Below are 23,932 nucleotides of genomic sequence, written 5' to 3' on the forward strand. Positions count from 1 at the left end.
ATAAATCTGCCCAGGATCGGAGCAACAGTGATCGTTCAGTGGTGCGTCAAGGGAATGTCCCTGGGGAGTGACACGGAGGCGAAGAAGGTAATTGACGACCGTGCTGGGATCATCTGCAACTGGTGGCGGAAAAAACACACCATCACCCCGATCGAGAGACGCGTGAAGCTGACCGACGACAACATCGACATGCACGTCAACCACTTCACCGATCCTGATCCCGCCACCGGAGAGGCTTTCCACGAGCAGACCCCGTTCATCTCGCTGACTGCGGGTTCGATCGAGCGGGACACCTTCGCCAAGACGAACTTCGCGCATACGGCCCGGCGGACCGCTCTCTGGTTCGCGACCGAGTTCGGCCGGCATGAGACCGCGTATCTCTTCCGCTGCTGGGTGCTTGTGGGCCCACGGCCAGCGGTCGAGATCGAGGGAGTCGCCGAAGAGGTGCGCGACCTGAACACCTACCGCCGGTACTCGGCTTACCAGCCGGAAGGCGAGATTGTCGCCAAGATCATCGTTCCGGACAACCATATCCACAGCTGTGAAAAGTGGGTCTGGGACCGCCCGGCACTGAGCTTCTCGCAGGCTTGGACCCATCCCAATCCCCGGTTCACCTCCCCGGACAAACTCAGCAACGTGCGGGAGCTGATCTGAGTGGGCGAGCGTGAGCTGGATCTGCTGCGTATGGATCCCTCTCAGGCCCGTCGCGCGGCCGACTTCTTCGAGTCCTACGCGGCCACAGTCTCGCGCGGTGACTTCGGTCCTGCGCCAGGACAGGGTCGCCACGCCGGCACCGCGGTGTCCGAAGTTGCCGACTGGGCAGCGAGAGTGGACACGGCCACCTCGTTGCGTCTCGCAGGCCAGTGGGCCATGTTGTTCGACACCGCGCGGGCCAGGCGACTGCTCTCGGCGGCCGGTGAGATCCTGCACGATCTCGGCCATGGATTCGGCACGTACCTTCGGGTCGCCTACTCCGCGGAGGTCCCGGGGGTGTCAGAGGTGGCCTCGCGCGTCGGGACGCTGGCCGACCGACAGGAACCGCACAGTCCGGACGAAAGGGACGACCTTCCGCCGGAGCCTCTGTCGCACCCGCAGCAGCAGGCATACCTTCTTGTCGCCGCCACCGGCGTCGTCCGGGATTTCGGAGCCGACCAATTCGCCACTAACGCGGTGATGGCAGGAGATCCAGGTGTGCACGGAGACACACGGCGGCTGCGCGTCCAGCGGCAGTTGCGGCTTCTGATCTCCGAGTCCCCGCATCGACGTGGTGTGCTTCCCGTCGGAGCGCTGGGTACCCCCATCCGCGCGTACTGGGACATCGCCGCCAGCTTGCTCCGCCCAGGACCGAATGCGACGGACTCCGTCGTCGGCCATCTTCGCGCGATGGCCCAGCGGTACGGCACATCTGTCGACCTGGCGATGGCGAACGAGCGGCTGTGGTTCAACGGTGCCGCACCCGTGGATGTGTGCGACGTGGACATCACGACCTTGTCCCTGATCGCCGCGAGGGTGCTTGGCGTCGACCGTTTCCGATCAGCGCTCCAATCAGCTCTCCACGACGCCCACGGACTTCAATCGGTTCCCCTCGGCATCGCGGACGACATGCTGCCGGAGACCGACTGGGGCTGAGCATGGCGGGGATGTTGCCAATAGTCCACCGCCTCACCGACCAGGTAGACGGGGATGCCGTAGAGGCCGTATTTCGCGGTGCAGTCGTCGTAGTCCTTGCGCGCAGAGGATGTCGAGACGACCTCGGAGATCCGCAGGACGTCCTCGAACGCTGTAGCGCTTGCCCTCTCTGCGGGCGTCCTCGAGAAGGATCGCCAGGTCGGGGGCGGAGTTCTCGTCGGCAGGAAGTCGATGTAGACGTCGGAGGCGGTCTTCGCATGGCGCCCGAGGGACACGATCGTGTCGTACTGCATCGACTTGATCGTGCTGGAGTGCTCAAGGCTCTGCGGAGTCATGAGCATCTTTCCGTCCGCCCCGAACAGAACCGTGTATCCCTTGGGGAACTCGGTGTGCACGATCGCGTCGACACTCATGGACGGCTCCTTCCCGTGTGTGGCATTGGATACGGCGGACAGCGCGCTCACCCAGCCCGTACAGCGGCCTGCTCACCGACGGTCCTGGAGATACCTCTGGTGAGCCAGTTGCCCGACACCACAATGAGCGCACGAACGAGGTGTCGGCTGGGTCACCGCCGCGGCACCGCTGGTCACGGCCGTGCGCTCGGCGAAGCAGTTCCTGACGTACGTGGCCTCGGGCCCGTTCCAGTACGCGGTGGCGGAGGCCCTCGCACTCCCCGACGCGTACTTCGACGCCTTCCGCGCGGACATGCTGGCCAAGCGGGACGTCCTGGCGACGGGCCTGACGGAGGTGGGCTTCGAGGTCTTCCGCCCGGCTTGCACCTACTTCATCACTACCGGCATCCGCCCCCTCGGCGCGGAGTAGTCCAGAAACGGTGACGGCTTCGCCTTCTGCCGCGCCCTGCCGGAACTCGCCGGCGTCGTCGCCATCCCGAACGCGGTCTTCTACGACCACCGCGAGGAGGGCGCGCCCTTCGTACGGTTCGCGTTCTGCAAGCGGGTGGGTGTGCTGGAGGACGCGGTGGACCGGCGGAAGAAGCTGGACGGCTGAGAGACGCAACGGCCGTCGGCCGTCCACAGGCTGTGGACGGCCGACGGCCATACGCCATACAGAACTGATCGATCGGTACTGACGAGAACTACTCCTCGTCGTCCTCAGGCTTCTCGACGGCCTCGTCGACCTCCTCGGTGAGGCCGAGCTGCTCGACGAGCCAGCGGTCGAACTCGATCGCCGCGCGCACCCAGCTGACCGTCGAGGACACGAAGTGGTTCAGGTCGACGCCGGTGCCGATCAGCATCTGCGCCTCACCGATGAGACGGACGGTGCCGTCGTCATGGGTGTGGGTGTAGACCTTGGGCCACAGGGTGCGGCGGTTCCAGTCGTCGATCGACTCCAGCAGCTGCGGCTTGACGTCGATGTCGTGCGGGCGGTCGTAGAACGTCCGCACCGAGAAGACCAGCTGGTCGTCCTCACCGCGGAACATGAAGTACGTACGGAACTGCTCCCACGGCGCCGCGAGGTCACCCTCGTCGTCGACGACATACTTCAGCTCCATCTGTTCGAGGAGCTGCTTCACGAGGTCCTGATCCGGGACGACGGGGCCCGCCGGTCCTTGGGGGTTCGGCTCGGGCTGGCCCCCGAAGTTCGGAATCGAGGACGGGTCGATGCTCACCGTGTATTTCCCTTCGTACGGATTCCGCCATCCTCCCCCATCCGGGGAGGGGGGTGGCAACCCCTGCCGGGACTGTCCGCCACGGGCTGACCTGATCCGGTCGACGGGCCCAGCTCAGCGTCCTTCCATCCGCTCCACGAGCTGCCACACCCCGGTGGACGGATTCTGGGCGTACTCCTGACCCGTCGGGTCGAGTGCCTGGGCGTTCGTCACGGCGTCGGCACGACCGTCACGGTAGAGGGCGAAGTCGACGCGGGTCTTGTCGTAGCCCGGGACGTGCTTCTGGAGAAGCGGAAGAATTTGCTTGTACGTCGCCACGTGTGCCCTTTGCGGCGTGAAGTGGAGCAGCAGCCACAGTTCGAAGCACGGGTTGGAGATCGCCACCTTGATGCCGGCCCGACGGGCGGCGATCACGGCCGCGTCGATGTCGACGAACTGGTCCACGTCGAAGACGCACCAGACCTCGTCGAAGTCGCCCTTGCCAACGTTGCGCTGCGTCTTGGCGTAGGCGATGAGCTGGGTGGGCGAGCAGGCCTTTCCGCGTACGACGACGGAGACGGCGGGGTTGCGGAGGTGGTCTCGCAGGCCCTGGAGGTACTGGCGTTCCGTCTCCTTGCTGCCGCAGACGACGAGGATGGTCCGCGCGGACCGGCGGGTCGGGGCCCGACGCCGGCCCGATCCCTCACGCGGAAACGGCCTTGCCATGTGTCCCCCAGTACTCCCTGACCACGTCTTCCAGTGCCATGTCCGGGAGGACCGGTACGGCGCCGTAGCTTCCCGCGAGGTAGCGCCTCTCGAAGTTCTCACCCTTGCGCGGCTTGAAATCGCTGAGGGGGAAGAGTTCGGAGGCTCCGGTTTCCGCGCTCTTTTCTACGAACCAAATCTGGTCCCGGCGCAGGACCTCCTCGCCGAGCATCGTGCCGAGGAGCGAGGCGTTGTGGGTGGTGAAGATCAGTTGGGCGCCGAGAGGGTTGAGTTCCGGGTTCTGGAAGAGCTTGACGAGCTTGGCAATGAGGAGGGGGTGGAGGCTGACATCGATTTCGTCGATCCAGATCTGTTCTCCCGACGCCAGAGCTAGGAGTCCCCAGGAGACCAGGTTCATCCATGTCTTGGTACCGGCCGACTCCTCCTCGGCGGGCAGCAGGAACTCCTCGTTCCCCACCCGATGCACGAAGTGCAGGGATCGCGACGCAGCCGCTTTGAAGTCAGCCGGCGCTTGGTCCAACTCCGTGTTGGCTGCAAGCCGCCTGACCATTTGATCGTCCTCAGCACCTCGACGCACACCGTGTACTCCCAGGTCGGCTGCTGCCAGGATCTTGTCGCCGCGCGCGAGCCCCCGCCTCTCGAAACTCTCGTACAAGCCAGCGAGAACCGCACCGACGTTGGTCAGCGCGTGCCGCGTGCTGTCGTCGACAACCTGCATACCCTTCAGCTCCGCCCAGACCGCCCCCAACTGTTCGTGCGCCGTCTGGGCGGCGGCCGACAGATACAGACTGTTCGGCCGCATCACTCGCTCCGCCGCAGCCCGCTCCCCGGTAAGCGAGTTCCCAAAGGTCACGTCCATCCCTCGGCGCTCGAAGAGGATGCGCTTGCGTCCCTTGGGATAGACGTACAGCCACTCCTCTTCGACCTCCGTGTCAGAGACCGCGAAGCCGTACACATGGCGGATCCCGTCAATCAGTACGTCCGCGGCATAAGTCGACGGTTGGTTCCTGCTCCCGTGGTCCAGCAGAAACGGCCGCCGCTCAATGGGCGCACCCGGCAGCCAGCGAGCTTGCGACTCCTCCACCACCCACTGAAAGAACCGATACGCATCCAGCACCGTCGACTTCCCCGAAGCGTTTGCCCCATAAATCGCCGCGACAGTAAGTGCCGGCCGCTCATCCTCATAGACCGGCACAAGATTCAGCTCCTGCGGCTCACGCAACGAGCCATGGTTGGCCACACGGAAGCTCAGCAGCACCCCTCACACCCCACTTCCAGCCCTTGTGAACAAGTGAATCCCGGAATCAAGCTCTACTTCATGCTAAGCATCCCCACCGGCAAAAGAACAGGCCCGCCACCCCACAGGAGTGACGGGCCCGCACATACCGTCGGCCGACTACAGCGTCTTCCCCGTCGCCGGCCCCACGATCAGCCCCTCCCCGAACGCGTCCACCCGCACGGTGTCCCCGTCCTTGACCTCGCCCGCCAGGATCTCCTTGGCGAGCCGGTCGCCGATCGCCGTCTGGACGAGGCGGCGGAGGGGGCGCGCGCCGTAGGCCGGGTCGTTGCCGTTGTCCGCGAGCCAGGTCAGGGCCTCGTCGCTGATCTCCAGGGTGAGGCGGCGCTCCGCGAGGCGCTTGGCCAGGCGGCCGATCTGGAGCGCGGCGATACGGCCCAGCTCCTCGCGGTTCAGGGCGGAGAAGACCACCAGGTCGTCCAGCCGGTTCAGGAACTCCGGCTTGAAGGACGCCCGGACCACCTGAAGGACCTGTTCCTTCTTCTCGTCCTCGCCCGTGGTCTGGTCGATCAGGAAGTTGCTGCCCAGGTTCGACGTGAGGATCAGGATCGTGTTCCGGAAGTCGACCGTGCGGCCCTGGCCGTCGGTCAGGCGGCCGTCGTCCAGGACCTGGAGCAGGACGTCGAAGACCTCGGGGTGCGCCTTCTCGACCTCGTCCAGCAGGATCACCGAGTACGGGCGCCTGCGCACCGCCTCCGTGAGCTGGCCGCCCTCCTCGTAGCCGACGTAGCCGGGCGGGGCGCCGACCAGCCGGGCCACGCTGTGCTTCTCGCCGTACTCCGACATGTCGATGCGGACCATGGCCCGTTCGTCGTCGAAGAGGAAGTCGGCCAGGGCCTTGGCCAGTTCGGTCTTTCCTACGCCCGTCGGGCCCAGGAAGAGGAACGAGCCGGTGGGGCGGTCGGGGTCCGCGATGCCCGCGCGGGTGCGTCGTACGGCGTCGGAGACCGCCTCTACGGCCTCTCGCTGGCCGATGAGGCGGCGGCCCAACTCCTCCTCCATGCGCAGGAGTTTCTGCGTCTCGCCCTCCAGGAGGCGGCCTGCGGGGATGCCGGTCCAGGCTCCGACGACGTCCGCGATGTCGTCGGGGCCGACCTCCTCCTTCACCATCGTGTCCTTGGAGGCCTCTTCCTCAGCCTGCGAGGCTTCCTCCAAGTCCCGTTCCAGGGAAGGGATCTCGCCGTAGAGCAGCTTGGACGCGGTGTCGAAGTCGCCGTCGCGCTGGGCGCGTTCGGCCTGGCCGCGCAGTTCGTCGAGCTTCTCCTTCAGCTCGCCGACCTGGTTGAGGGACTGCTTCTCCTTCTCCCAGCGGGCGTTGAGGCCGCGCAGTTCCTCCTCGCGGTCGGCGAGGTCGCGGCGCAGCTTCTCCAGGCGTTCGATGGAAGCCGCGTCGGTCTCCTTGTCGAGCGCCAGCTCCTCCATCTTCAACCGGTCCACGGAGCGCTGGAGTTCGTCGATCTCGACGGGGGAGGAGTCGATCTCCATGCGCAGGCGCGACGCCGCCTCGTCGACGAGGTCGATCGCCTTGTCGGGGAGGAAGCGGGAGGTGATGTAGCGGTCGGAGAGGGTGGCGGCGGCGACCAGCGCGCTGTCCGCGATGACGACCTTGTGGTGCGCCTCGTAGCGTCCCTTCAGGCCGCGCAGGATCGCGATCGTGTCCTCGACGCTCGGCTCGGCGACCAGCACCTGCTGGAAGCGGCGCTCCAACGCCGGGTCCTTCTCGATGCGTTCGCGGTATTCGTCGAGGGTCGTCGCGCCGACCATGCGGAGTTCGCCGCGGGCGAGCATCGGCTTCAGCATGTTGCCGGCGTCCATCGCGGAGTCGCCCCCGGCGCCCGCGCCCACGACGGTGTGCAGCTCGTCGATGAAGGTGATGATCTGGCCGTCGGAGTCCTTGATCTCGGCGAGGACGGTCTTCAGCCGCTCCTCGAACTCGCCCCGGTACTTCGCCCCCGCGACCATCGCACCCAGGTCCAGCGAGACCAGCCGCTTGTTCTTCAGGGACTCCGGCACGTCCCCCTTGATGATCCGCTGCGCCAGCCCCTCGACCACGGCGGTCTTGCCGACGCCGGGCTCGCCGATCAGCACCGGGTTGTTCTTCGTGCGGCGGGACAGCACCTGGACGACCCGCCGGATCTCCTGGTCCCGCCCGATGACGGGATCGAGCTTGCCCTCGCGCGCGGCGGCCGTGAAGTCCGTACCGAACTTCTCCAGCGCCTTGTACTGCCCCTCGGGGTCGGGTGTGGTCACCCGGCGCCCTCCCCTGCTCTTCTGGAACGCGTCCAGCAGCTTCTTCGCGCCGGCCCCCTGCTGGGAGAGTACGTCCCCGGCCGCGCCGCCCTTCGCGGCGATCCCGATCAGCAGGTGCTCGGTCGAGAGGTAGTCGTCGCCGAGTTCCTTCGCGCGCTCACCGGCGTCCGCGATCACCGCGAGCAGCTCGCGGCTGGGCTGCGGGGGCGCGACGGTCGACCCGGTCACGCTGGGCAGCGAACCGAGCACCCGCTCGGCACCCGACCGTACGGCAGCCTGATCCGCATCGACGGCGGCCAGCAGGTCGGTGATGTTCTCGTTGTCCTGCCCCTCCAGCAGCGAGAGCAGCAGATGCGCCGGCGTCAGATCGGCGTGCCCCCCGGTCACGGCACGGTTGCTGGCCGCGTTGATCGCGTCCCGGCTCCTGTTGGTCAGCTCGGCGTCCACGTTCCGGTACTCCTCCTCCTACGACCTTCGTGCACGGAATGACACGGTCAACGTGCACAAAGTTGAGTCTATTCCACTCAAGGCAGTGGCGGGGCGGATCGGGGGACTAAGTTCCGGGACCATGACCGCATATCCGGTGGACCCGGGCGATCCCGACCCGTCGTACCTCAGCTTCTGGCGGGAACGGCACCTGTGCACGCTCACGACCCCGCGCGCGGACAGCAGCCCGCACGTCGTCCCTGTCGGAGTGACATACGACCCGGAGGCGCGCCTTGCTCGGGTCATCGCGAACAAGTCGAGCAGGAAGGTGGCGAACGTGCTGGCCGCCGGCCCCGAGGGGGCACGGGTCGCCGTGTGCCAGGTGGACGGGCGGCGCTGGGCGACGCTGGAGGGCCGGGCCTTCGTACGCTCCGAACGCGAGCGGGTCACCGAGGCGGAGCGCCGGTACGCGGAGCGTTACGAGCGGGCGCCGTCGCCGAACCCGTCCCGGGTGGTGATCGAGATCGAGCTGACGCGGGCGATGGGGAAGGCGGTGGGGAAGCCGCCGGGAACGGTGCCGGGGCACGGCTGAAGCGCCGATTTTCAGCCACCTGGGATCGTCCGATACCCGGAGATTTCGCACAAACTGCAGCGGCGTCACCGTGTTCAGGTCACGGTGACGCCGCTGCGGGGGGAAGCACCTGAGCGATCTTGTTACGACGGGGGAATCGCGTCAGGCACTGCGGGGGGTGGCTGAGATGGTCTGGATGTCGGGGGCATCCGGTTCCACCAGCCGGTGGTCTCGTTGGTCAAGATTCACAAAGATCATTCCGTACCGGATGGCACATCGCACTGGCTGCGGCGCCCCCCGGGGCCGCCGCAGACACCGGTACGCCCGTACGTCCTCGTCCTCGTCCCGCGTCACGACGACCGGCTCACCGAACACGGTCACCATGAGCGAGTCACCGCTGTGGGGGATGGCGGTGGCCAGATCGATGAAGTGCCAGCCGGACCGGTAGGCCGTGGCCATTTCTCGGCGGAAGGAGCGGTCGTCGGGTGGGGTGGTCACGTCAACTCCACGCAGTGTCATCTGCGGTCACAGAAGTGTCGCCCGCGGTCACGGTCGCGGTGTCGGCCGCGAGTGACCAAGCGGTGTCCTGTCGCACCTCACTCTTCGCACCAGAGAGGCCACTCAGTGTTCCGAAGGCCACAACGGCGGAGAAGGCGGCGACAAGCACCGAGCGAAGCATTCTCTTACGCATAGTCGGCTTCGTCCTCACTTGAAGGTCCCCTCTTCCCCCGTCGAGTAAGACGATGGCTCATTCGGGCACGTCATGGCCACACGATCGGTGCATCATGTTCCTGCATGTTCAGGACCCTGGGGGGTGGAGATTTGACAATGAATCGGACCAAAGCGACACATCCCCATGCTGTGACGGAGTTGTGTGAGGAAGGAGGTCGTCTTTACGCGAACGCACTCCGCACGGGACGTATCGCACGCGCAGACGTGGAGCCTGCCCCGTGTTTGATGGAGTTCGCCCTGCTCCACCCGGATCCCGACGACGCGAACTGGCTGTGCCCGGTTCCCCCGGCGGTCGCCCTGGCCCAGCGGCTCAATCCGATCGAACGCGAGATAACGGACCGCCGACGGCTGTCCATCGAGATGGCCGACGTCTTCGAGCCGTTTATGGCACTGAGCGCCCAGGTGACGGAGTCCACCCACTCGATCTCCGTACTGGAGGGACTCGACCGCATCAACGCGGCGCTCGACCTGGCGACGGCGCAGTGCCAGAACGAGGTGCTCGCGGTGCAGCCGAGCCACCGCCACCCGGAACGCCGGCTCGTCGAGGCGCTGGAGCGCGACAGGCCGCTGATCGAGCGAGGGGTGCGCATCCGGACCCTCTACCAGCACACGGCCAGATACAGCCCCGAGCGGCTCGCGTGGGTGGACAACTTCACCGACGGCAAGGTGGAGTACCGCACCATCGACGAACTGGTCGAGCGCCTCATCATCTGCGACGAGACCGTCGCCTTCATCCCCATCCGGGACGACCGCCAGGTCGCCCTGGAACTGCGTCATCCCGGTCTCGTGAGCTACCTGATCAAGGTCTTCGAGTTCATGTGGAGCCGCGCGGTCCCGCTGAGCGCCGGCGCCCCCTACGAAACCGCTCCCGACGGCATCACCGACATCCAGCACTCCATCGCCAAGCTCCTCATCGAGGGCCACGTCGACGAGGCCATCGCCCGCCGGCTGGGCATGAACGTGCGGACCTGCCGGGCCCACATCGCCAAGCTCGCCACGGCCCTCGGCAGCGGCAGCCGCGCCCAACTCGGCTTTCTCATAGCCCAGTCGGGGATCCTGAACAAGGACGACCCCGCACCGGGAGGAGACGGCACGCCGTGACGGAGGCGCACACGCACGGAGCGGACGACGTGTGCGGGGCGGGCCTCCGTCACGGCGTGGAAGACCTGTGCCCCGCCGGAACGGACCTGTACGAACGCGCCCTGCGCGAAGGGTCGGTGCGCCGCGCGGACGCCGACGCGGCCCCGTGCCTGGTCGACCACGGCCTGCTGCATCCGGCCGTCGAGGACCCGGGCCGGCTGGAGCCGGTCGCCCCCGCCGTGGCCCTGCACCGGCTGCTGCGCACCTCGGGGGCGCGCATCGCGGACGAACGGCGGCGCGAGGAGCGACTGGCCGAGACCTTCGAGCCGCTCATGCGCATCGACGGCCGCCGTACGGGCCCCGCGGACACCGCGACGATCAGCGTCCTGAACGGCTTCGGCCGGATCAACTCGGCCATCGCGGAGGTCATGTGCACGGCCGCCCGGGAGGTGCTGGCGATCCAGCCGCGCCGGCGGAACCCCGAGTCCCTCGACCTCAGCCTCGACGCCCTGAAACAGGACCAGGCCCTCCTCGACCGCGGCGGCCGTATCCGCACCCTGTACCCGCACGCGCTCCGCCACCAGCCCGCCGTCCTCAGCCGCTACGAGCAGTTGAGGGGCGACGCCGAGGCCCGCACGCTCGACGAGGTCACCGACCGCCTCATCGTCATCGACCGCACGGTCGCCTTCATCCCCGCCAGCGCAGACCGCACCCTCGCCCTCGAAGTCCGGCACCCGGCGCTGATCACGCACTTCGTCACGGTCTTCGACCGCCTCTGGCACCTCGCCACCCCGATGTACCCCGACTCGGTCCAGCAGCCCTCCCTCAACGGCGTCACCCCCCGCCAACGAGCCATAGCCGGCCTGCTCGTCGAGGGCCACACGGACGCCGTCATAGCGGACCGCCTGGGCATGAACATCCGCACCGCCCGCGTCCACATAGCCAAACTCGCCGCCACCCTCGGCAGCGAGAGCCGGGCCCAACTCGGCTACCTCATCGGGCAGTCGGGGATTCTCGATCCGCCGGGGTGAGCTGGGCGGGGACGTCCGGGAGGCGGGACGAGACGCCGTCCAGGCCGGCTTGGGCTATGCGTACGCCCAGTTGGGTACGGCTGGCCGCGCCCAGGGTCTCCGAGAGGCGGGCGATGTGGGCGCGACACGTCCGCACGCTTATGCCGAGCCGTTCCGCGATCACCGCGTCCTGGTGGCCGTCCGCGAGCAGGGCGGCGATGGACTGTTCGCGGTGGGAGATGCCCTCGATACCCGTGTCCGGCAAGGCCGCCGCGACCGGGATCGCGAGGCGCCACAGGCGGTCGAAGACCGTGACGAAGTACTCGATCAACGCCGGGTGGCGCAGTTCCAGGGCCATCGTGTGGTCGGCGTTGGCGGGGATGAAGGCGACCGTGCGGTCGAAGAGGATCAGGCGGTCGACGACCTCGTCGAGGGTCCTCGCCTCCACCGCGTCGCCCATCAACTCCAGGTAGTTCAGGAGTCCTTGGCCGTGGCGGGCCACGTGGGTGTACAGGTCGCGCATCCGTACCCCGCGTGAGCGCAGGGCGACCGCCCGGTGCAGGCCCTCGGTGAGTTCCGGTTCACGGCGGATGCCGCCGGGCTGGACGGTGAGGACCTCGCCGGTGCAGGCCTCGGTCGCGTCGTCCATCGCCGCCTGGATCCGGGAGAGCCCGTCCAGGACGCGGATCGCGGCACCGCCCTCCAGCGACGCCGACGCCGACGCCATCGCGGACGCCTGGATACGGCGGCCGAGACCGGCGTACCACTCGAAGGCGGCGACCGCCGAACCCACCCGCCGGTGGCTCTCGCTGACCTCGTCGTAGACCCCGCGCAGCAGCCGGGTCATGACCTCCTGCGGGGCGGTCGGGACCAGCCAGTCCATGTCGTCGGGGTCCGGGTGGAGGAGGGCCAGCTCCAGCAGGCACGGCACCGGTTCGGCGTCCGTGCGCGGTACGCGGCCCCTCCGTACGGCCCGGGAGTACACGCGGTCCCCGGCGTCGCAGAGTCGGTCAGCACCGTGTGGATGCTCGTCCGTCCCGTGCCCGGCCATCGCCCATCCCACCCCCGGTTCCCGGCTCTTTGCAGCGCAACTATGCGCGGACAGGTCCTGCTCCGCAACACGGCTCCCCCTCGAACAGCCCCCGAAAACCTCCGATATCAACCACTATCTCCCGGCCTCCGTGCCTCACCTTGCAACAAGCTGGGGGGGGTGTCCGGCCAGTAGCATCGAGTCTCTCGCCGTATCCCTTTCCGCGTGAGCTGCCGGAAATCACTCAGAGATCGTCGTGTTACGTATCGCACTTAACGTCCCCTCATGGCGGACATATTTGACGCATACGCATTGGCCGATGCGTGGGACGAGATGTTTGTGCGGCCGGGTGAGGTCAGAACCGCCTACGAGCCGGTACTGGCGGCACTCCAGCCCATCGAGCCGAGTGAACTGCGCTTCCGCGCGGACCAGATGGCCCGCGCGTTCACCGACCGCGGCGTGACCTACGCCTTCGCGGGCGAGGAACGGCCCTGGCCACTGGACCTGGTGCCGAGGATCATCGACGCGCTGGAGTGGGATCTCATCCAGCGCGGGGTGGCGCAACGGGTAAGGGCACTTGAGGCCTACCTCTCCGACGCCTACTCCCACTGCCGTGCCTTCGAGGACGGTGTCGTGCCCTGGCGGCTGCTCCTCAACTCGGCTCACTTCCATCGGGCCGCGCAGGGGGTCGAGCCACCGGGCGGGGTCCGCATCCACGTCGCCGGCATCGACCTCGTGCGCGACGAGGCCGGCGACTTCCGGGTCCTGGAGGACAACGTCCGGGTCCCGAGCGGGGTTTCGTACGTCATCGAGAACCGCAGAGCCATGACGCGGATCTTCCCCTCCCTCTTCGCCGAGCAGCACGTGGTCCCCGTCGACGGGTACGCGGGGCGGTTGCTGGCCGCCCTGCGCGCCGCCGCGCCCGCCGGGACCCAGGACCCCCGGGTCGTGGTCCTCACCCCGGGGCCGGGGAACGCCGCCTACTTCGAACACGCCCTGCTCGCGCGGCTGATGGGCGTGCAGCTGGTGGTGGGGCACGACCTCGTCTGCCGCAACAACCGGGTGTGGATGCGGACCACGCGCGGCGAGGTGCCCGTCCATGTCGTATACCGGCGGCTCGACGACGACTTCCTCGACCCGCTGCACTTCCGCCCCGACTCGGTGATCGGCTGCCCGGGCATCATGAACGCCGCCCAGGCCGGGAACGTCACACTCGCGAACGCGGTAGGGAACGGGATCGCCGACGACAAGCTCCTCTACACCTACGTCCCCGACCTCATCCGCTACTACCTCTCCGAGGAACCGGTTCTCCCCAACGTGGAGTCCTACCGGCCCGACGAGCCGGGCCAGTTGGAGGCGGTCCTCGACCAGATCGACCAGCTGGTCGTGAAGCCGGTGGACGGCGCGGGCGGCATGGGCATCGTCATCGGGCCCAAGGCGGACGCGAAGACCATCGAACGCACTCGCAAAGCCGTGGCCGCCGACCCGCGCGGCTGGATCGCCCAGCGGCCGGTCGCCCTGTCCACCTCCCCCACCCTCGCGGGCGAACGCATGGCCCCGCGCCACATCGACCTGCGCCCGTTCGCCGTGAACGACGGCACCGACGTCTGGGTGCTGCCCGGCGGACTCACCCGCGTCGCCCTCCAGGAGGGCAACCTGATCGTCAACTCCAGCCAGGGCGGCGGCTCCAAGGACACCTGGGTGCTCGCGGAGGGCCCCGCCGAACAGCCCGCGTCACTCTTCCCGGAGGGCGAACTGCCCGAGGTGGCACCCCGCCAGCTCGGCCCCGACGGCAACCCCACGCTCGTAGAGGAAGGGGCGCAGCAGTGAACGACGTGATTCTCTCCCGGATAGCCGAGGCCCTGACGTGGACGGGCCGTTATGTCGAGCGCGCCGACACCACCGGGCGCATCCTCGACGCCTATCTGCACCGCCTGCTGGAGGACCCCTGGCGCGACGAGGACGTGGCGTGCCGGTCGCTGTACGCGATCCTCGGGGTCGACGCGGGCGGTCAACGCGTCGACATGCAGCGGGTGTTGGACCAGCTCGCCTTCGACGCCCGGTCCACCTGCTCCATCGAGGGCGCGCTCGGCGCCGCCCGGCTGAATGCCCGCAGCGCCCGGGAAGCCGTCTCCTCGGAGATGTGGGAGTGCCTCAACTCCACCTGGCACGCCCTGGCCGACCAACGCCTCGCGGCCCGCCGTACGGGCCCCTACGCCTATCTCGAACTCGTGCGCAGACGCGCCGCGTTGTTCTTCGGCCTCGCGGACTCGACGATGAGCCGCGACGACAGCTGGCGTTTCGTCGTCCTGGGCCGCAGCCTTGAGCGGGTGGACATGACCGTACGGCTGCTGTCGGTACGGGTGTTGGACGCGGCGCACGCGCCCGACTGGCCGACGCTGCTGAGCGCGAGCGGCGCCGACGAGGCGTACGCGCGGGTGTACGGCGGCTTCGGGGACACCCCACGCGTGGCCGAATTCCTGCTCCTGGACCGGGACTTCCCCCGCTCGGCGCTGCACGCGCTCACGACGGCCGAGGAGTGCCTCACGGCGCTCGGCCGCCAGCGCCAGGACCCGGCGCGCCGCCCCATCGGCCGGCTCCGCACCCGCCTCGAATACCTGGACTCGCACGCCTTGGAGGAACAACTCCCCGCCCTCCTCAAGGACTTGCAGCACGCCTGCATGGCCTCGGCGGAGGCGGTCGCGGAGTTGTTCTTCCCGTACCAGGGGCCCGTCGAGTGGGCCCAGGAAGGAGCCTGAGATGACCCGGAGGCTTCGCATCCGCCACACCACCCGCGTGTCGTACGCCCAGGCGGCCGTCTCCTCCCACAACGAGGTGCGGATGACCCCGCTCACGCTCCCCGGCCAGACGACACTGGACGCGCGGGTGACCGTGAACCCCACGACCCCCACCTGGTCGTACTGGGACTACTGGGGCACCCAGGTCACCGGCTTCGACCTGATGGACCCGCACGCGGACCTCACGATCACCGCGTCGAGCCTGGTCGAGACGTCCCCGCCGGAACTGCTCGGCCCCTCCCCCAGCTGGCAGGAGGTGACCGAACGGACCACGAACTCACGCCTGTTGGAGTTCATCGGCCCCACGGTCCGTACGACGGTCCCGCCCAAGCTGCTGAAGAAGGCACGCAAGGCGGCGGTCGGCCTCGACCCGCACGAGACGGCGGTCGCGGTCTCGGCACTGGTCGCCGACCGGGTGGCGTACCTCCCGGGCGTCACCGGCGTGAACACGTCCGCCGCCGAGGCCTGGGAACAGGGCGCCGGCGTCTGCCAGGACATCGCCCACGTGACCATCGCGCTGCTGCGGGGCCTCGGCCTGCCCACGCGCTACGTCTCGGGCTATCTCCACCCGGAGCGCGAGGCGGAGCTGCACCGCCCGGTGGCCGGCCAGAGCCACGCCTGGGTCGAGTACTGGGCGGGCGACTGGTGCGGCTACGACCCCACCAACCGCACCCGGCCCGACGAGTCCCACGTGGTGGTGGGCCGGGGGCGCGACTACGACGACGTGACCCCGCACAAGGGGATCTACCGGGGGGTGGCGGGCGGACCGCCGGAGGTGACGGTGGAGTTCACGCGGGTGGCATAGCCCCAGGGTCGTACCGGGGTCGCGCCCTGTCTCAGCCCCGCTTCGGGCCGGTGATCGCCTCACCGGTCACGAAGCCCTTGGCGGGGCCGTCCGGGATCTCGACCTCGGTGCCGTAGGGGACGCGGTGGATGTCCTCCCAGTCGGCCTTGTCGGGGCGGGGCCAGTGAAGAGGGTTACGGCGCCCTGGCCGTCGTAGTCGTCGATGAGGACGTACATGGGGATGCCGGCGCGGGCGTACTCGCGGCGCCTGCGGATGCGGTCACGGTCCTGGTCGCTCTTCCCGGGGGAGGCGCTACGCAGACGGTTGACAACCCGGGCATGCGGAAGGCGGCCGGTGGGCGACACCTCGATGACTCCCTCGATGATCTCGGCGCGGTAGCCCTCGGGGAGTTCTGATAAACCCGCTTCACCCGTCCGACCGAAAGCGGAACGATCCACCACTCCCACCCAGCTCGAACCACACCCCCTTCGCGAACCGCCCCGCCCTCCCGTCGGCGACGCCCCACGTGTCCGCCATCTCCGCGACGAGGGCGAGCCCCCGCCCCCAGCAGGCGATCACTCCGGCGGTGGACTGCGCGACCACGGGCGGGTCCGGACTCTCGTCGAGGACACTGACCCGGAGCCGGGCCGGGCCCAGCCGGAGGCGGATCATCGCGGAACCCTTCGTGTGCAGGTGGACGTTGGTGACGAGTTCCGAGGTGCACAACGCCGCCGGCATGACGAGGGATTCGCGGTCGTGGGTGAAGAGGACGGCGCGTACGAAGTCCCGGCAGACGCGGGGTGCGGTGGCGTCGGCCGGGGCGAACAGGCTGTAGTCGTGGGTGAGTTGGGCGGGGCGGTGGGGTGCGGGTGCTCTGTCGGCTTATGGGCAGGGGGAGTTGAGTGGTTTCGGTACGTGACCACTTCCGCACTCAAGGTAGCGCGTGAGGTATTTCATTAACAACCTAATCGCCGAATCGGTGGACCAACTCCCACCACCAGGGCAGACTTTGGATACCCCGGCAAGGAGAGACGCGTGGGACTACGCACCACCATCAGCGAGCGCCAGCGGCGACTCGGCTTCGAGCTCAAACACCTGCGCGAACAGGCAGGGTTGGCGGGCGGTGAAGCGGCCGGGCGGATCGGCATGGGCCGCGTTCAGCTGAGCCAGATCGAGACGGGCAAGACAACCGTCCTGACCCCACGACTCCGTGAGTTCTGCGACCTCTACGGTTGTACAAATAAGGCACATGTCGAGGCTCTGGTCGCCATGTCCGAGGCAACCGGCAAGGGCTGGTGGAGCTCCTACAAGAAGCGCCGCAGCCTGGATGCGCTCAACACGGCCGAGCTGGAAGCGAGTTGCACGGCCCTTCGAATGCACCAGTCGATGTTGATCCCGGGGCTCTTCCAGACGGCCGACTACGCCCGAGCCATCTTCGCCACCCCGGGTCTGGGCTTCGAACGGAGCGAAGGCGCGCTGGAGTTCCGTATGGAGCGGCAACGCGTTCTCACCCGTGAGGACCCGCCCTCCGTGCATGCCGTGATCCACGAGTCCGCTCTGCACCTACGGTTCGGTGGAGTCAGCGTGGTCCGAGAGCAGTTGCTGCACCTCATCGAACTCGCGCGGCTGCCCAACGTCACCATCCAGATCTATCCGTTCACCGCCCAGGCGCACCCCGCCCTCAGCGGCAACTTCGTCCACGCCATCCCAGGAGTCCCGGAGTTGGGCACCGTACTGCTCGAACTGCCCCTCGGCCTCACGTACTTGGGTGACAGGCAGAGCCTGGGCCGATACGAAGGGCTGTTCCGGTACCTGTCGAAGAACGCCCTCGCCCCCGTCGACGTATCGTTGGCCCCAGAAACACACTCGGTGAAGGACTCGCTGGCACTCATCCAGCATGTGCTCTACACCCTCTAGGGAGGCCCCGATGACTGAACTCGCCTGGCAGAAGTCGACCTTCAGTGGCGGCCCCGAGGGCGAGTGCGTCTACATCGCCGCCACCCCGGACAAAACGATCCGCCTCCGCGAGAGCGACACCCCGGACGTCACCCTCGCCGCCGCCCCCGAGGGCCTCGCCGCCCTGCTGCGGCACCTCAAGTCCCGCGGCTGAGACCCGGCGAGGTACCCGCGGCCGGAGTCGCGTACACGGGCAGCGACGGCGTCCCGGACGCCGTCGAGGCGCCCGGTCGAAGCCGACCTACTTCAACCCGTGCGCCTCGCACGCCGACTTGTAGTCGGCCGTGCAGATGTCGGAGATCTTGTAGATCCCGTCCGCGACCACCGTCGACTTGATGTTGTCCCGGGTCAGCGCGACCACGGACACCAGCTGCGAGGGGATCTTCTTGTTCGTGGGGCTGTCGACCGTGTCACGGGTGAGGGCGTCGAACTCGATGTCCCTGCCCTGGACCTTGGCGACCGCGATCTTCGCGGCGGCCTCGGCGAGGTCGGGGTACGGCTTGTAGACGCTCATGTACTGCTCGCCGGTGACGATCCGCTGCACGGCGGTGAGTTCGGCGTCCTGGCCGGTGACGGGCGGGATCTTCGTCAGGCCCGCGTTCTTCAGGGCCTTGATGATGCCGCCGGCCATCGCGTCGTTCGCGGAGTACACCGCGGCGATGTTGTTCTTGCCGAGCTTGTCGATCGCCTCGGTCATCTCCTGCTGGGCCACGACCGGGTCCCAGGCCTTGGTGTTGTAGCTCTCGGCGATCGTCACCTTGCCCTGCAGCTCGGACAGCGCCCCGCCCTTGAACACCGCGGCGTTGGGGTCGGTCGGCGAGCCGTTGATCATCACGATCTTGTCGGAGGTGTCCACGTTGCTGCCCAGCGCCTCGACCAGGGAGCGGCCCTGCACCTCGCCGACCAGTTCGCCGTCGAAGGAGACGTACGCGTCGATCGGGCCCTCGGCCAGCCGGTCGTAGGCGATGACCGGGATGCCCGCGGTCTTGGCCTTCTTCACCATGGTCCGGATCGCGTGCGAGTCGACGGCGTCGAGCACGATGATGTCGACCTTCTCGTCGATCATCTTCTGCATCTGCTTGTCCTGCGTGGCCGCGACGCCACCGGCGTTCTCGTAGTCGGCCTTGCCCTTGTTCGAGGTGAGTTCCTGGATCTTCGCCTTCATGATCGGGAAGTCGAACTCCGAGTACCGCGTGTTCGTCTTCTCCGGCATCAGCACCCCCACCGTGATGTCGTTGCCCTTCGCCGGAGTCGCGTCCGTGCTGCTCCCCGACGAGTTGAGCACGCCACAGGCGGCCAGGGGGAGGGCCAGCGAGGACGCGGCCACGGATATGGCGATACGACGCATTGGGAGCTCACTTCTGGTGCCGTGCGGACGTGGGTGCAGCATTGCAACCCAGGTGACTGAAAAGCCAACGCGGCCACGACCACCGGCGTCAAGCGGAACTACTTAACGAGATGGCAACGCCACGTTCCGTTTGGTATGTGGAGACGCTGCGGAACCCCATCCAAACGCTCTTTACGGACCCTCCACTCAACGGGAGTTCATGAGAAGGCAAAGATCCGCACAACCAACTCTTTTCCCCACGAGTCGTGATCATCAGCGGCCACCCCCTGCCGTACCGATCCGGCAGAGGACCGAATGAACCCGGCCAGAACCCGGCCAGAACCCGGCCGGACACGCGACGGCCACCGCCGCCGCGACGGCCAGTCGCACCTCGCCCGTCCGGGCGGCCCTGACGCCCTGACGCCCTGACGCCCTGAACATGCGGATGGGGCCCGGAGGTTGATCCTCCGGGCCCCATCCGCGAGTGAGTGGACGTCAGTCCGAGGACTGCTGCCGCTTCGGCCGCCACACCACCAGCGCGCTGGTCTGCTGGACCTCCTGGTACGGGACCAGGTCGCGCCGGTACGACGCGTGCACCGCGGCCTCGCGCTGCTGCATCGTGGCCGCCGCGCCCTCGACCGCCGACTGGAGTTCCGCGACGCGCTGCTGGAGCGCGACCACCTGGTTCTCCAGCTCGATGATGCGCTTGATGCCGGCCAGGTTGATGCCCTCGGTCTGCGACAACTGCTGGACGGTGCGCAGCAGTTCGATGTCGCGGGCCGAGTAACGGCGACCACGCCCAGCCGTGCGGTCCGGGGAGACCAGGCCGAGGCGGTCGTACTGGCGCAGCGTCTGCGGGTGCAGGCCGGAGAGCTGGGCCGCCACCGAGATGACGTAGACCGGGGTCTCCTCGGTCAGCTCGTACGGGTTGCGTCGACGGCCGTCCATCACTCTCATGCTCCCTTCGCGGCCTGGAACAGCTCCGCCCGCGGGTCCTCGCCCGCGGTCGCCTCTCGATACGCCTCCAGTGCGTCACGAGCATTCCCCGTGACGTCCTTCGGGACACTCACCTCGACAGTCACAAGGAGGTCACCCCGGGTGCCGTCCTTGCGGACCGCGCCCTTGCCGCGGGCGCGCATCGTCCGGCCGTTGGGCGTGCCCGGGGGCAGCTTCAGCGTCACCGGCGGGCCGCCCAGGGTGGGCACCCTGACCTCGCCGCCGAGTGCCGCCTCGGCGAACGTCACCGGGACCGTCACCGTGAGGTTGTCTTCCTTGCGGCCGAACACGGGGTGCGCGTCTACGTGCACCATGACGTACAAGTCCCCTGAGGGGCCGCCCCGTTCACCCGGTGCGCCCTTGCCGCGCAGCCGGATGCGCTGGCTGTCCGTGACCCCCGCGGGGATCCGGACCTGCATGGTCCGCGAGGACTTGGCGCGTCCGCTGCCCTTGCACTCGATGCACGGGTGCTCGGCGATCAGGCCGCGGCCCTTGCAGTCCGGGCACGGGTCCGTGAGCGAGAAACCGCCGCCGGAGCCACGCGCGACCTGCCCGGTGCCGACGCAGGTCGGACACACGCGCGGTGTGCCGTTCTTGTCGCCGGTGCCCGAACAGGCCTTGCAGGGCTGCTGCGAGGACATCCGCAGCGGGACCGTGGCCCCTTCGATGGCCTCCGTGAAGCTGAGCGTGACCTCGGACTCGATGTCCTGGCCGCGCCGGGGCTGGGTACGGGTCGTGCCCGTGCCGCCGCGGTTGAACAGGCCGCCGAAGACGTCACCGATCCCGCCGCCGAAGCCGCCGGCTCCCCCGGCGCCACCACCGCCCTGGGCGCCGCCTCCGAAGAGGTCGCCCAGGTCGAAGTTGAAGTTGCCGCCGCCCGCGCCGCCCGGCCCCGGGCGGTAGCCGCCGTTGCCGAAGAGGGAGCGGGCCTCGTCGTACTCCTTGCGCTTCTTGGGGTCACCGAGGATGTCGTGGGCCTCGGAGATCTCCTTGAAGCGCTCCTCGGCCTTGGCGTTGCCCTTGTTGGCGTCCGGGTGGAACTCGCGGGCGAGCTTCCGGTACGCCTTCTTGATCTCGGCCTCGGTGGCGTCCTTGGGGACGCCGAGGACCTTGTAGTAGTCCTTCTCGATGAAGTCCTTGGTGCTCATCCTCGACGTCCCTCCTTCTGTCCGCTCGGTGCGTCAGCTGCGTCAGCCCTCTTCAGGGCCGTTGTCCTTCTCGTCGGCGGCCTCGGACTCGTCCTCCGCCTTGCCGGTCCCCGCGGCGCCGGGCTGCGGCTCGGCCACGGCCACCCGCGCAGGGCGGATGGTGCGCTCGCCGATGCGGTACCCGGGCTGAAGGATCGCCACGCAGGTCGTCTCGGTGACGTCCGGCGCGTACGAGTGCATGAGGGCCTCGTGGATCGTCGGGTCGAAGGGCTCGCCCTCCTTGCCGAACTGCTGCAGCCCCATCTTCGCCGCGGCGGTCTCCAGGGATTCCGCCACCGACTTGAAACCGCCGACCAGTTCGCCGTGTTCCCGCGCGCGGCCGATGTCGTCGAGCGTCGGCATCAGCTCGGTGAGGAGGTTCGCCACGGCGATCTCCTTGACCGCGATGCGGTCCCGCTCGACCCGGCGGCGGTAGTTCTGGAACTCGGCCTGGAGGCGCTGGAGGTCCGCGGTGCGCTCTTCGAGCGCCTTGCGCACCTGGTCCAGCTGGGCCGTCAGACCGGCGATCTGTGCACTTGCGTCCCCTGCCGGGGCCGCCCCCTCCCCACTGCTGGAGGGGGAGGCGGCCTGCGGCTCGGCGTCGTCGGGGGTGGCGCCGGAAGGGACGTCGGGCTTCTCGTCGAAGCCCGGAGTCTCCTCCGTCACGCGGCACCGTCCTTGCGCTCGTCGTCCACGATCTCGGCGTCCACCACGTCGTCGTCCGCCTTGGGCGCCTCGGCACCCGGGGCGTCGCCGCCCGCGGCCTGGGTGGCCTGGGCGTCGGCGTACATGGCCTGGCCGACCTTCTGCGAGACCGCGGCGACCTTCTCGGTGGCGGTGCGGATCTCGGCGGTGTCCTCGCCCTTGAGCGCGGCCTTCAGCTCCTCGACGGCAGCCTCGACCTCGGTCTTGACCTCGCCGGGGACCTTGTCCTCGTTGTCCTTGAGGAACTTCTCCGTCTGGTAGACGAGCTGCTCGCCCTGGTTGCGGGACTCGGCGGCCTCGCGGCGACGGTGGTCCTCGTCCGCGTACTGCTCGGCCTCCTGGCGCATGCGGTCGACCTCGTCCTTCGGCAGCGAGGAGCCGCCGGTGACGGTCATCTTCTGCTCCTTGCCGGTGCCGAGGTCCTTGGCCGTGACATGCATGATGCCGTTGGCGTCGATGTCGAAGGAGACCTCGATCTGCGGGACACCGCGCGGGGCCGGCGGCAGACCGGTCAGCTCGAACATCCCGAGCTTCTTGTTGTACGCCGCGATCTCGCGCTCGCCCTGGTAGACCTGGATCTGCACGGAGGGCTGGTTGTCCTCGGCGGTGGTGAAGATCTCGGACCGCTTGGTCGGGATCGTGGTGTTGCGCTCGATGAGCTTGGTCATGATCCCTCCCTTGGTCTCGATACCGAGGGACAGCGGGGTCACGTCGAGGAGCAGGACGTCCTTGACCTCACCCTTGAGGACACCGGCCTGGAGGGACGCGCCGATGGCGACGACCTCGTCCGGGTTGACGCCCTTGTTGGCGTCCTGGCCGGCGGTCAGCTCCTTGACGATCTCGGCGACGGCGGGCATACGCGTGGAGCCACCGACGAGGACGACGTGGTCGATCTCGTTGATGGAGATGCCGGCGTCCTTGATGACGTTGTGGAACGGCGTCTTGCAGCGCTCCAGCAGGTCGGCCGTCAGCTGCTGGAACTGGGCGCGGGTGAGCTTCTCGTCCAGGTGCAGCGGGCCCTCGGCGGACGCCGTGATGTAGGGCAGGTTGATCGAGGTCTCGGTGGAGCTGGACAGCTCGATCTTGGCCTTCTCGGCAGCCTCGCGCAGACGCTGCAGGGCCATCTTGTCCTTGCCCAGGTCCACGCCGTGACCGCTGGCGAACTGCTTCACCAGGTAGTCGACGACCCGCTGGTCCCAGTCGTCACCACCGAGGTGGTTGTCGCCGTTCGTGGCCTTCACCTCGACGACGCCGTCGCCGATCTCCAGGAGGGACACGTCGAAGGTGCCGCCACCGAGGTCGAAGACGAGGATCGTCTGGTCGTCCTTGTCGAGGCCGTACGCCAGCGCCGCGGCGGTCGGCTCGTTCACGATGCGCAGGACGTTCAGGCCCGCGATCTCGCCGGCCTCCTTCGTCGCCTGGCGCTCGGAGTCGTTGAAGTACGCCGGGACGGTGATGACCGCGTCGGCCACCTTCTCGCCCAGGTAGGCCTCGGCGTCGCGCTTCAGCTTCTGCAGGATGAAGGCGCTCATCTGCTGCGGGTTGAAGCTCTTGCCGTCCAGCTCGATCTTCCAGTCCGTGCCCATGTGGCGCTTCACGGAACGGATGGTCCGGTCAACGTTCGTGACCGCCTGGCGCTTGGCCACCTCTCCGACGAGCACCTCGCCGTTCTTGGCGAAGGCGACGACGGACGGCGTGGTCCTGGCGCCCTCTGCGTTGGTGATGACGGTGGGCTCGCCGCCTTCAAGAACGCTGACGACGGAGTTAGTCGTGCCCAGGTCGATGCCGACCGCACGTGCCATGGTTGATTCCTCCAGC

23 protein-coding genes and 1 pseudogene are annotated in these 23,932 nt (G+C 68.2%); 11 read left to right on the plus strand and 13 right to left on the minus strand.

Translation table 11 applies throughout. The features are described from left to right. The first annotated feature begins 27 nt into the window (after positions 1 to 27). On the plus strand, positions 28 to 654 hold the full coding sequence (locus OG407_RS24790) for a hypothetical protein (protein WP_405861291.1): 627 nt from the start codon (positions 28 to 30) through the stop codon (positions 652 to 654). Continuing rightward, on the plus strand, positions 655 to 1,629 hold the full coding sequence (locus tag OG407_RS24795; RefSeq protein ID WP_405861293.1) for a hypothetical protein: 975 nt from the start codon (positions 655 to 657) through the stop codon (positions 1,627 to 1,629). It abuts the gene before it with no gap. Here OG407_RS24795 and OG407_RS24800 read toward each other — a convergent pair. After that, complete coding sequence (locus tag OG407_RS24800) at positions 1,572 to 2,042, minus strand: hypothetical protein (protein ID WP_405861295.1); 471 nt, start codon at positions 2,040 to 2,042, stop codon at positions 1,572 to 1,574. The genes OG407_RS24795 and OG407_RS24800 overlap by 58 nt on opposite strands. A 142-nt stretch (positions 2,043 to 2,184) precedes the next feature. On the opposite strand from OG407_RS24800, the pseudogene OG407_RS24805 reads away from it, so the two are divergent. Beyond that, positions 2,185 to 2,637 (plus strand): annotated as a pseudogene (locus OG407_RS24805) (aminotransferase class I/II-fold pyridoxal phosphate-dependent enzyme); the annotation flags it as partial. 88 nt (positions 2,638 to 2,725) lie between these two features. Here OG407_RS24805 and OG407_RS24810 read toward each other — a convergent pair. The 4 genes from OG407_RS24810 to clpB form a co-directional block, all read right to left on the minus strand. Beyond that, positions 2,726 to 3,259, minus strand: a complete 534-nt coding sequence (locus OG407_RS24810) for a YbjN domain-containing protein (protein WP_328680962.1) — start codon at positions 3,257 to 3,259, stop codon at positions 2,726 to 2,728. A 114-nt stretch (positions 3,260 to 3,373) separates the two neighbouring features. Beyond that, on the minus strand, positions 3,374 to 3,964 hold the full coding sequence (locus tag OG407_RS24815; RefSeq protein ID WP_405861297.1) for an RloB family protein: 591 nt from the start codon (positions 3,962 to 3,964) through the stop codon (positions 3,374 to 3,376). Then, positions 3,942 to 5,222, minus strand: coding sequence for an ATP/GTP-binding protein (locus OG407_RS24820; protein WP_405861299.1), 1,281 nt, complete (start codon positions 5,220 to 5,222; stop codon positions 3,942 to 3,944). Before OG407_RS24820 ends, OG407_RS24815 begins: the two co-directional genes overlap by 23 nt. A gap of 138 nt (positions 5,223 to 5,360) precedes the next feature. Then, positions 5,361 to 7,958 carry an ATP-dependent chaperone ClpB gene (gene clpB / locus OG407_RS24825; RefSeq protein ID WP_405861301.1) on the minus strand — a complete coding sequence of 866 codons (2,598 nt, stop codon included), beginning with the start codon at positions 7,956 to 7,958 and terminating at the stop codon, positions 5,361 to 5,363. Positions 7,959 to 8,079: 121 nt separating this feature from the next. On the opposite strand from clpB, the gene OG407_RS24830 reads away from it, so the two are divergent. Further along, a complete protein-coding gene (locus tag OG407_RS24830; protein WP_405861303.1) occupies positions 8,080 to 8,529 on the plus strand; it encodes a pyridoxamine 5'-phosphate oxidase family protein in 450 nt (149 codons plus the stop codon). A gap of 141 nt (positions 8,530 to 8,670) precedes the next feature. On the opposite strand, the gene OG407_RS24835 is transcribed toward OG407_RS24830, so the two are convergent. After that, positions 8,671 to 8,967: a (2Fe-2S)-binding protein gene (locus OG407_RS24835; protein ID WP_327407160.1), complete on the minus strand. Its 297-nt coding sequence runs from the start codon at positions 8,965 to 8,967 to the stop codon at positions 8,671 to 8,673. Between the two features lie 369 nt (positions 8,968 to 9,336). Between OG407_RS24835 and OG407_RS24840 the strand changes: the two genes are divergently transcribed. Together OG407_RS24840 and OG407_RS24845 are read left to right on the plus strand one after the other, a co-directional pair. Further along, positions 9,337 to 10,341, plus strand: coding sequence for a helix-turn-helix transcriptional regulator (locus OG407_RS24840; protein ID WP_403595848.1), 1,005 nt, complete (start codon positions 9,337 to 9,339; stop codon positions 10,339 to 10,341). Beyond that, positions 10,338 to 11,351 carry a LuxR C-terminal-related transcriptional regulator gene (locus OG407_RS24845; RefSeq protein ID WP_405861306.1) on the plus strand — a complete coding sequence of 338 codons (1,014 nt, stop codon included), beginning with the start codon at positions 10,338 to 10,340 and terminating at the stop codon, positions 11,349 to 11,351. Before OG407_RS24840 ends, OG407_RS24845 begins: the two co-directional genes overlap by 4 nt. Here the strand turns inward: OG407_RS24845 and OG407_RS24850 are convergent. Then, positions 11,314 to 12,381: a LuxR C-terminal-related transcriptional regulator gene (locus OG407_RS24850; RefSeq protein ID WP_405861308.1), complete on the minus strand. Its 1,068-nt coding sequence runs from the start codon at positions 12,379 to 12,381 to the stop codon at positions 11,314 to 11,316. The genes OG407_RS24845 and OG407_RS24850 overlap by 38 nt on opposite strands. A gap of 264 nt (positions 12,382 to 12,645) precedes the next feature. On the opposite strand from OG407_RS24850, the gene OG407_RS24855 reads away from it, so the two are divergent. From OG407_RS24855 to OG407_RS24865, 3 genes are read left to right on the plus strand one after another with little or no spacing between them, the layout of a single operon-like run. Then, positions 12,646 to 14,190 carry a circularly permuted type 2 ATP-grasp protein gene (locus OG407_RS24855; protein WP_405861310.1) on the plus strand — a complete coding sequence of 515 codons (1,545 nt, stop codon included), beginning with the start codon at positions 12,646 to 12,648 and terminating at the stop codon, positions 14,188 to 14,190. Beyond that, positions 14,187 to 15,119 carry an alpha-E domain-containing protein gene (locus OG407_RS24860; protein WP_403595840.1) on the plus strand — a complete coding sequence of 311 codons (933 nt, stop codon included), beginning with the start codon at positions 14,187 to 14,189 and terminating at the stop codon, positions 15,117 to 15,119. The genes OG407_RS24855 and OG407_RS24860 overlap by 4 nt, the downstream gene beginning before the upstream one ends. A gap of 1 nt (position 15,120) precedes the next feature. Next, positions 15,121 to 15,963 carry a transglutaminase domain-containing protein gene (locus tag OG407_RS24865; RefSeq protein WP_405861312.1) on the plus strand — a complete coding sequence of 281 codons (843 nt, stop codon included), beginning with the start codon at positions 15,121 to 15,123 and terminating at the stop codon, positions 15,961 to 15,963. Between the two features lie 406 nt (positions 15,964 to 16,369). Here OG407_RS24865 and OG407_RS24870 read toward each other — a convergent pair whose 3' ends face one another. Continuing rightward, on the minus strand, positions 16,370 to 16,681 hold the full coding sequence (locus OG407_RS24870; RefSeq protein WP_405861314.1) for an ATP-binding protein: 312 nt from the start codon (positions 16,679 to 16,681) through the stop codon (positions 16,370 to 16,372). A gap of 297 nt (positions 16,682 to 16,978) precedes the next feature. Here OG407_RS24870 and OG407_RS24875 point away from each other — a divergent pair, with 297 nt between their 5' ends. Then, complete coding sequence (locus OG407_RS24875) at positions 16,979 to 17,860, plus strand: helix-turn-helix domain-containing protein (RefSeq protein WP_405861316.1); 882 nt, start codon at positions 16,979 to 16,981, stop codon at positions 17,858 to 17,860. Positions 17,861 to 17,870: 10 nt separating this feature from the next. Continuing rightward, the gene (locus OG407_RS24880) at positions 17,871 to 18,053 is read left to right on the plus strand and encodes a DUF397 domain-containing protein (RefSeq protein ID WP_405861318.1); all 183 of its coding nucleotides are present in this window, start codon (positions 17,871 to 17,873) and stop codon (positions 18,051 to 18,053) included. An 87-nt stretch (positions 18,054 to 18,140) separates the two neighbouring features. Here the strand turns inward: OG407_RS24880 and OG407_RS24885 are convergent, their stop codons facing one another. The 5 genes from OG407_RS24885 to dnaK all read right to left on the minus strand — a co-directional run bounded on the left by OG407_RS24885 (position 18,141) and on the right by dnaK (position 23,916). Further along, entirely contained in the window at positions 18,141 to 19,247 is a 1,107-nt protein-coding gene (locus OG407_RS24885) for a sugar ABC transporter substrate-binding protein (protein ID WP_405861320.1), read from the minus strand. Positions 19,248 to 19,721: 474 nt separating this feature from the next. Next, positions 19,722 to 20,174: a heat shock protein transcriptional repressor HspR gene (locus OG407_RS24890; RefSeq protein WP_033284884.1), complete on the minus strand. Its 453-nt coding sequence runs from the start codon at positions 20,172 to 20,174 to the stop codon at positions 19,722 to 19,724. A 5-nt stretch (positions 20,175 to 20,179) separates the two neighbouring features. Next, positions 20,180 to 21,370 (minus strand): molecular chaperone DnaJ, encoded by a 1,191-nt coding sequence (gene dnaJ / locus OG407_RS24895; RefSeq protein ID WP_405861322.1) that lies wholly within the window; start codon positions 21,368 to 21,370, stop codon positions 20,180 to 20,182. 42 nt (positions 21,371 to 21,412) lie between these two features. After that, positions 21,413 to 22,075 carry a nucleotide exchange factor GrpE gene (gene grpE / locus OG407_RS24900; RefSeq protein ID WP_365301687.1) on the minus strand — a complete coding sequence of 221 codons (663 nt, stop codon included), beginning with the start codon at positions 22,073 to 22,075 and terminating at the stop codon, positions 21,413 to 21,415. Continuing rightward, positions 22,072 to 23,916, minus strand: coding sequence for a molecular chaperone DnaK (gene dnaK, locus OG407_RS24905; protein WP_328680990.1), 1,845 nt, complete (start codon positions 23,914 to 23,916; stop codon positions 22,072 to 22,074). The genes grpE and dnaK overlap by 4 nt, the downstream gene beginning before the upstream one ends. Between the last annotated feature and the right edge of the window lie 16 nt (positions 23,917 to 23,932).

Origin of the sequence: Streptomyces sp. NBC_01515, from assembly GCF_045040345.1 — a bacterium.
Taxonomy (GTDB): domain Bacteria; phylum Actinomycetota; class Actinomycetes; order Streptomycetales; family Streptomycetaceae; genus Streptomyces.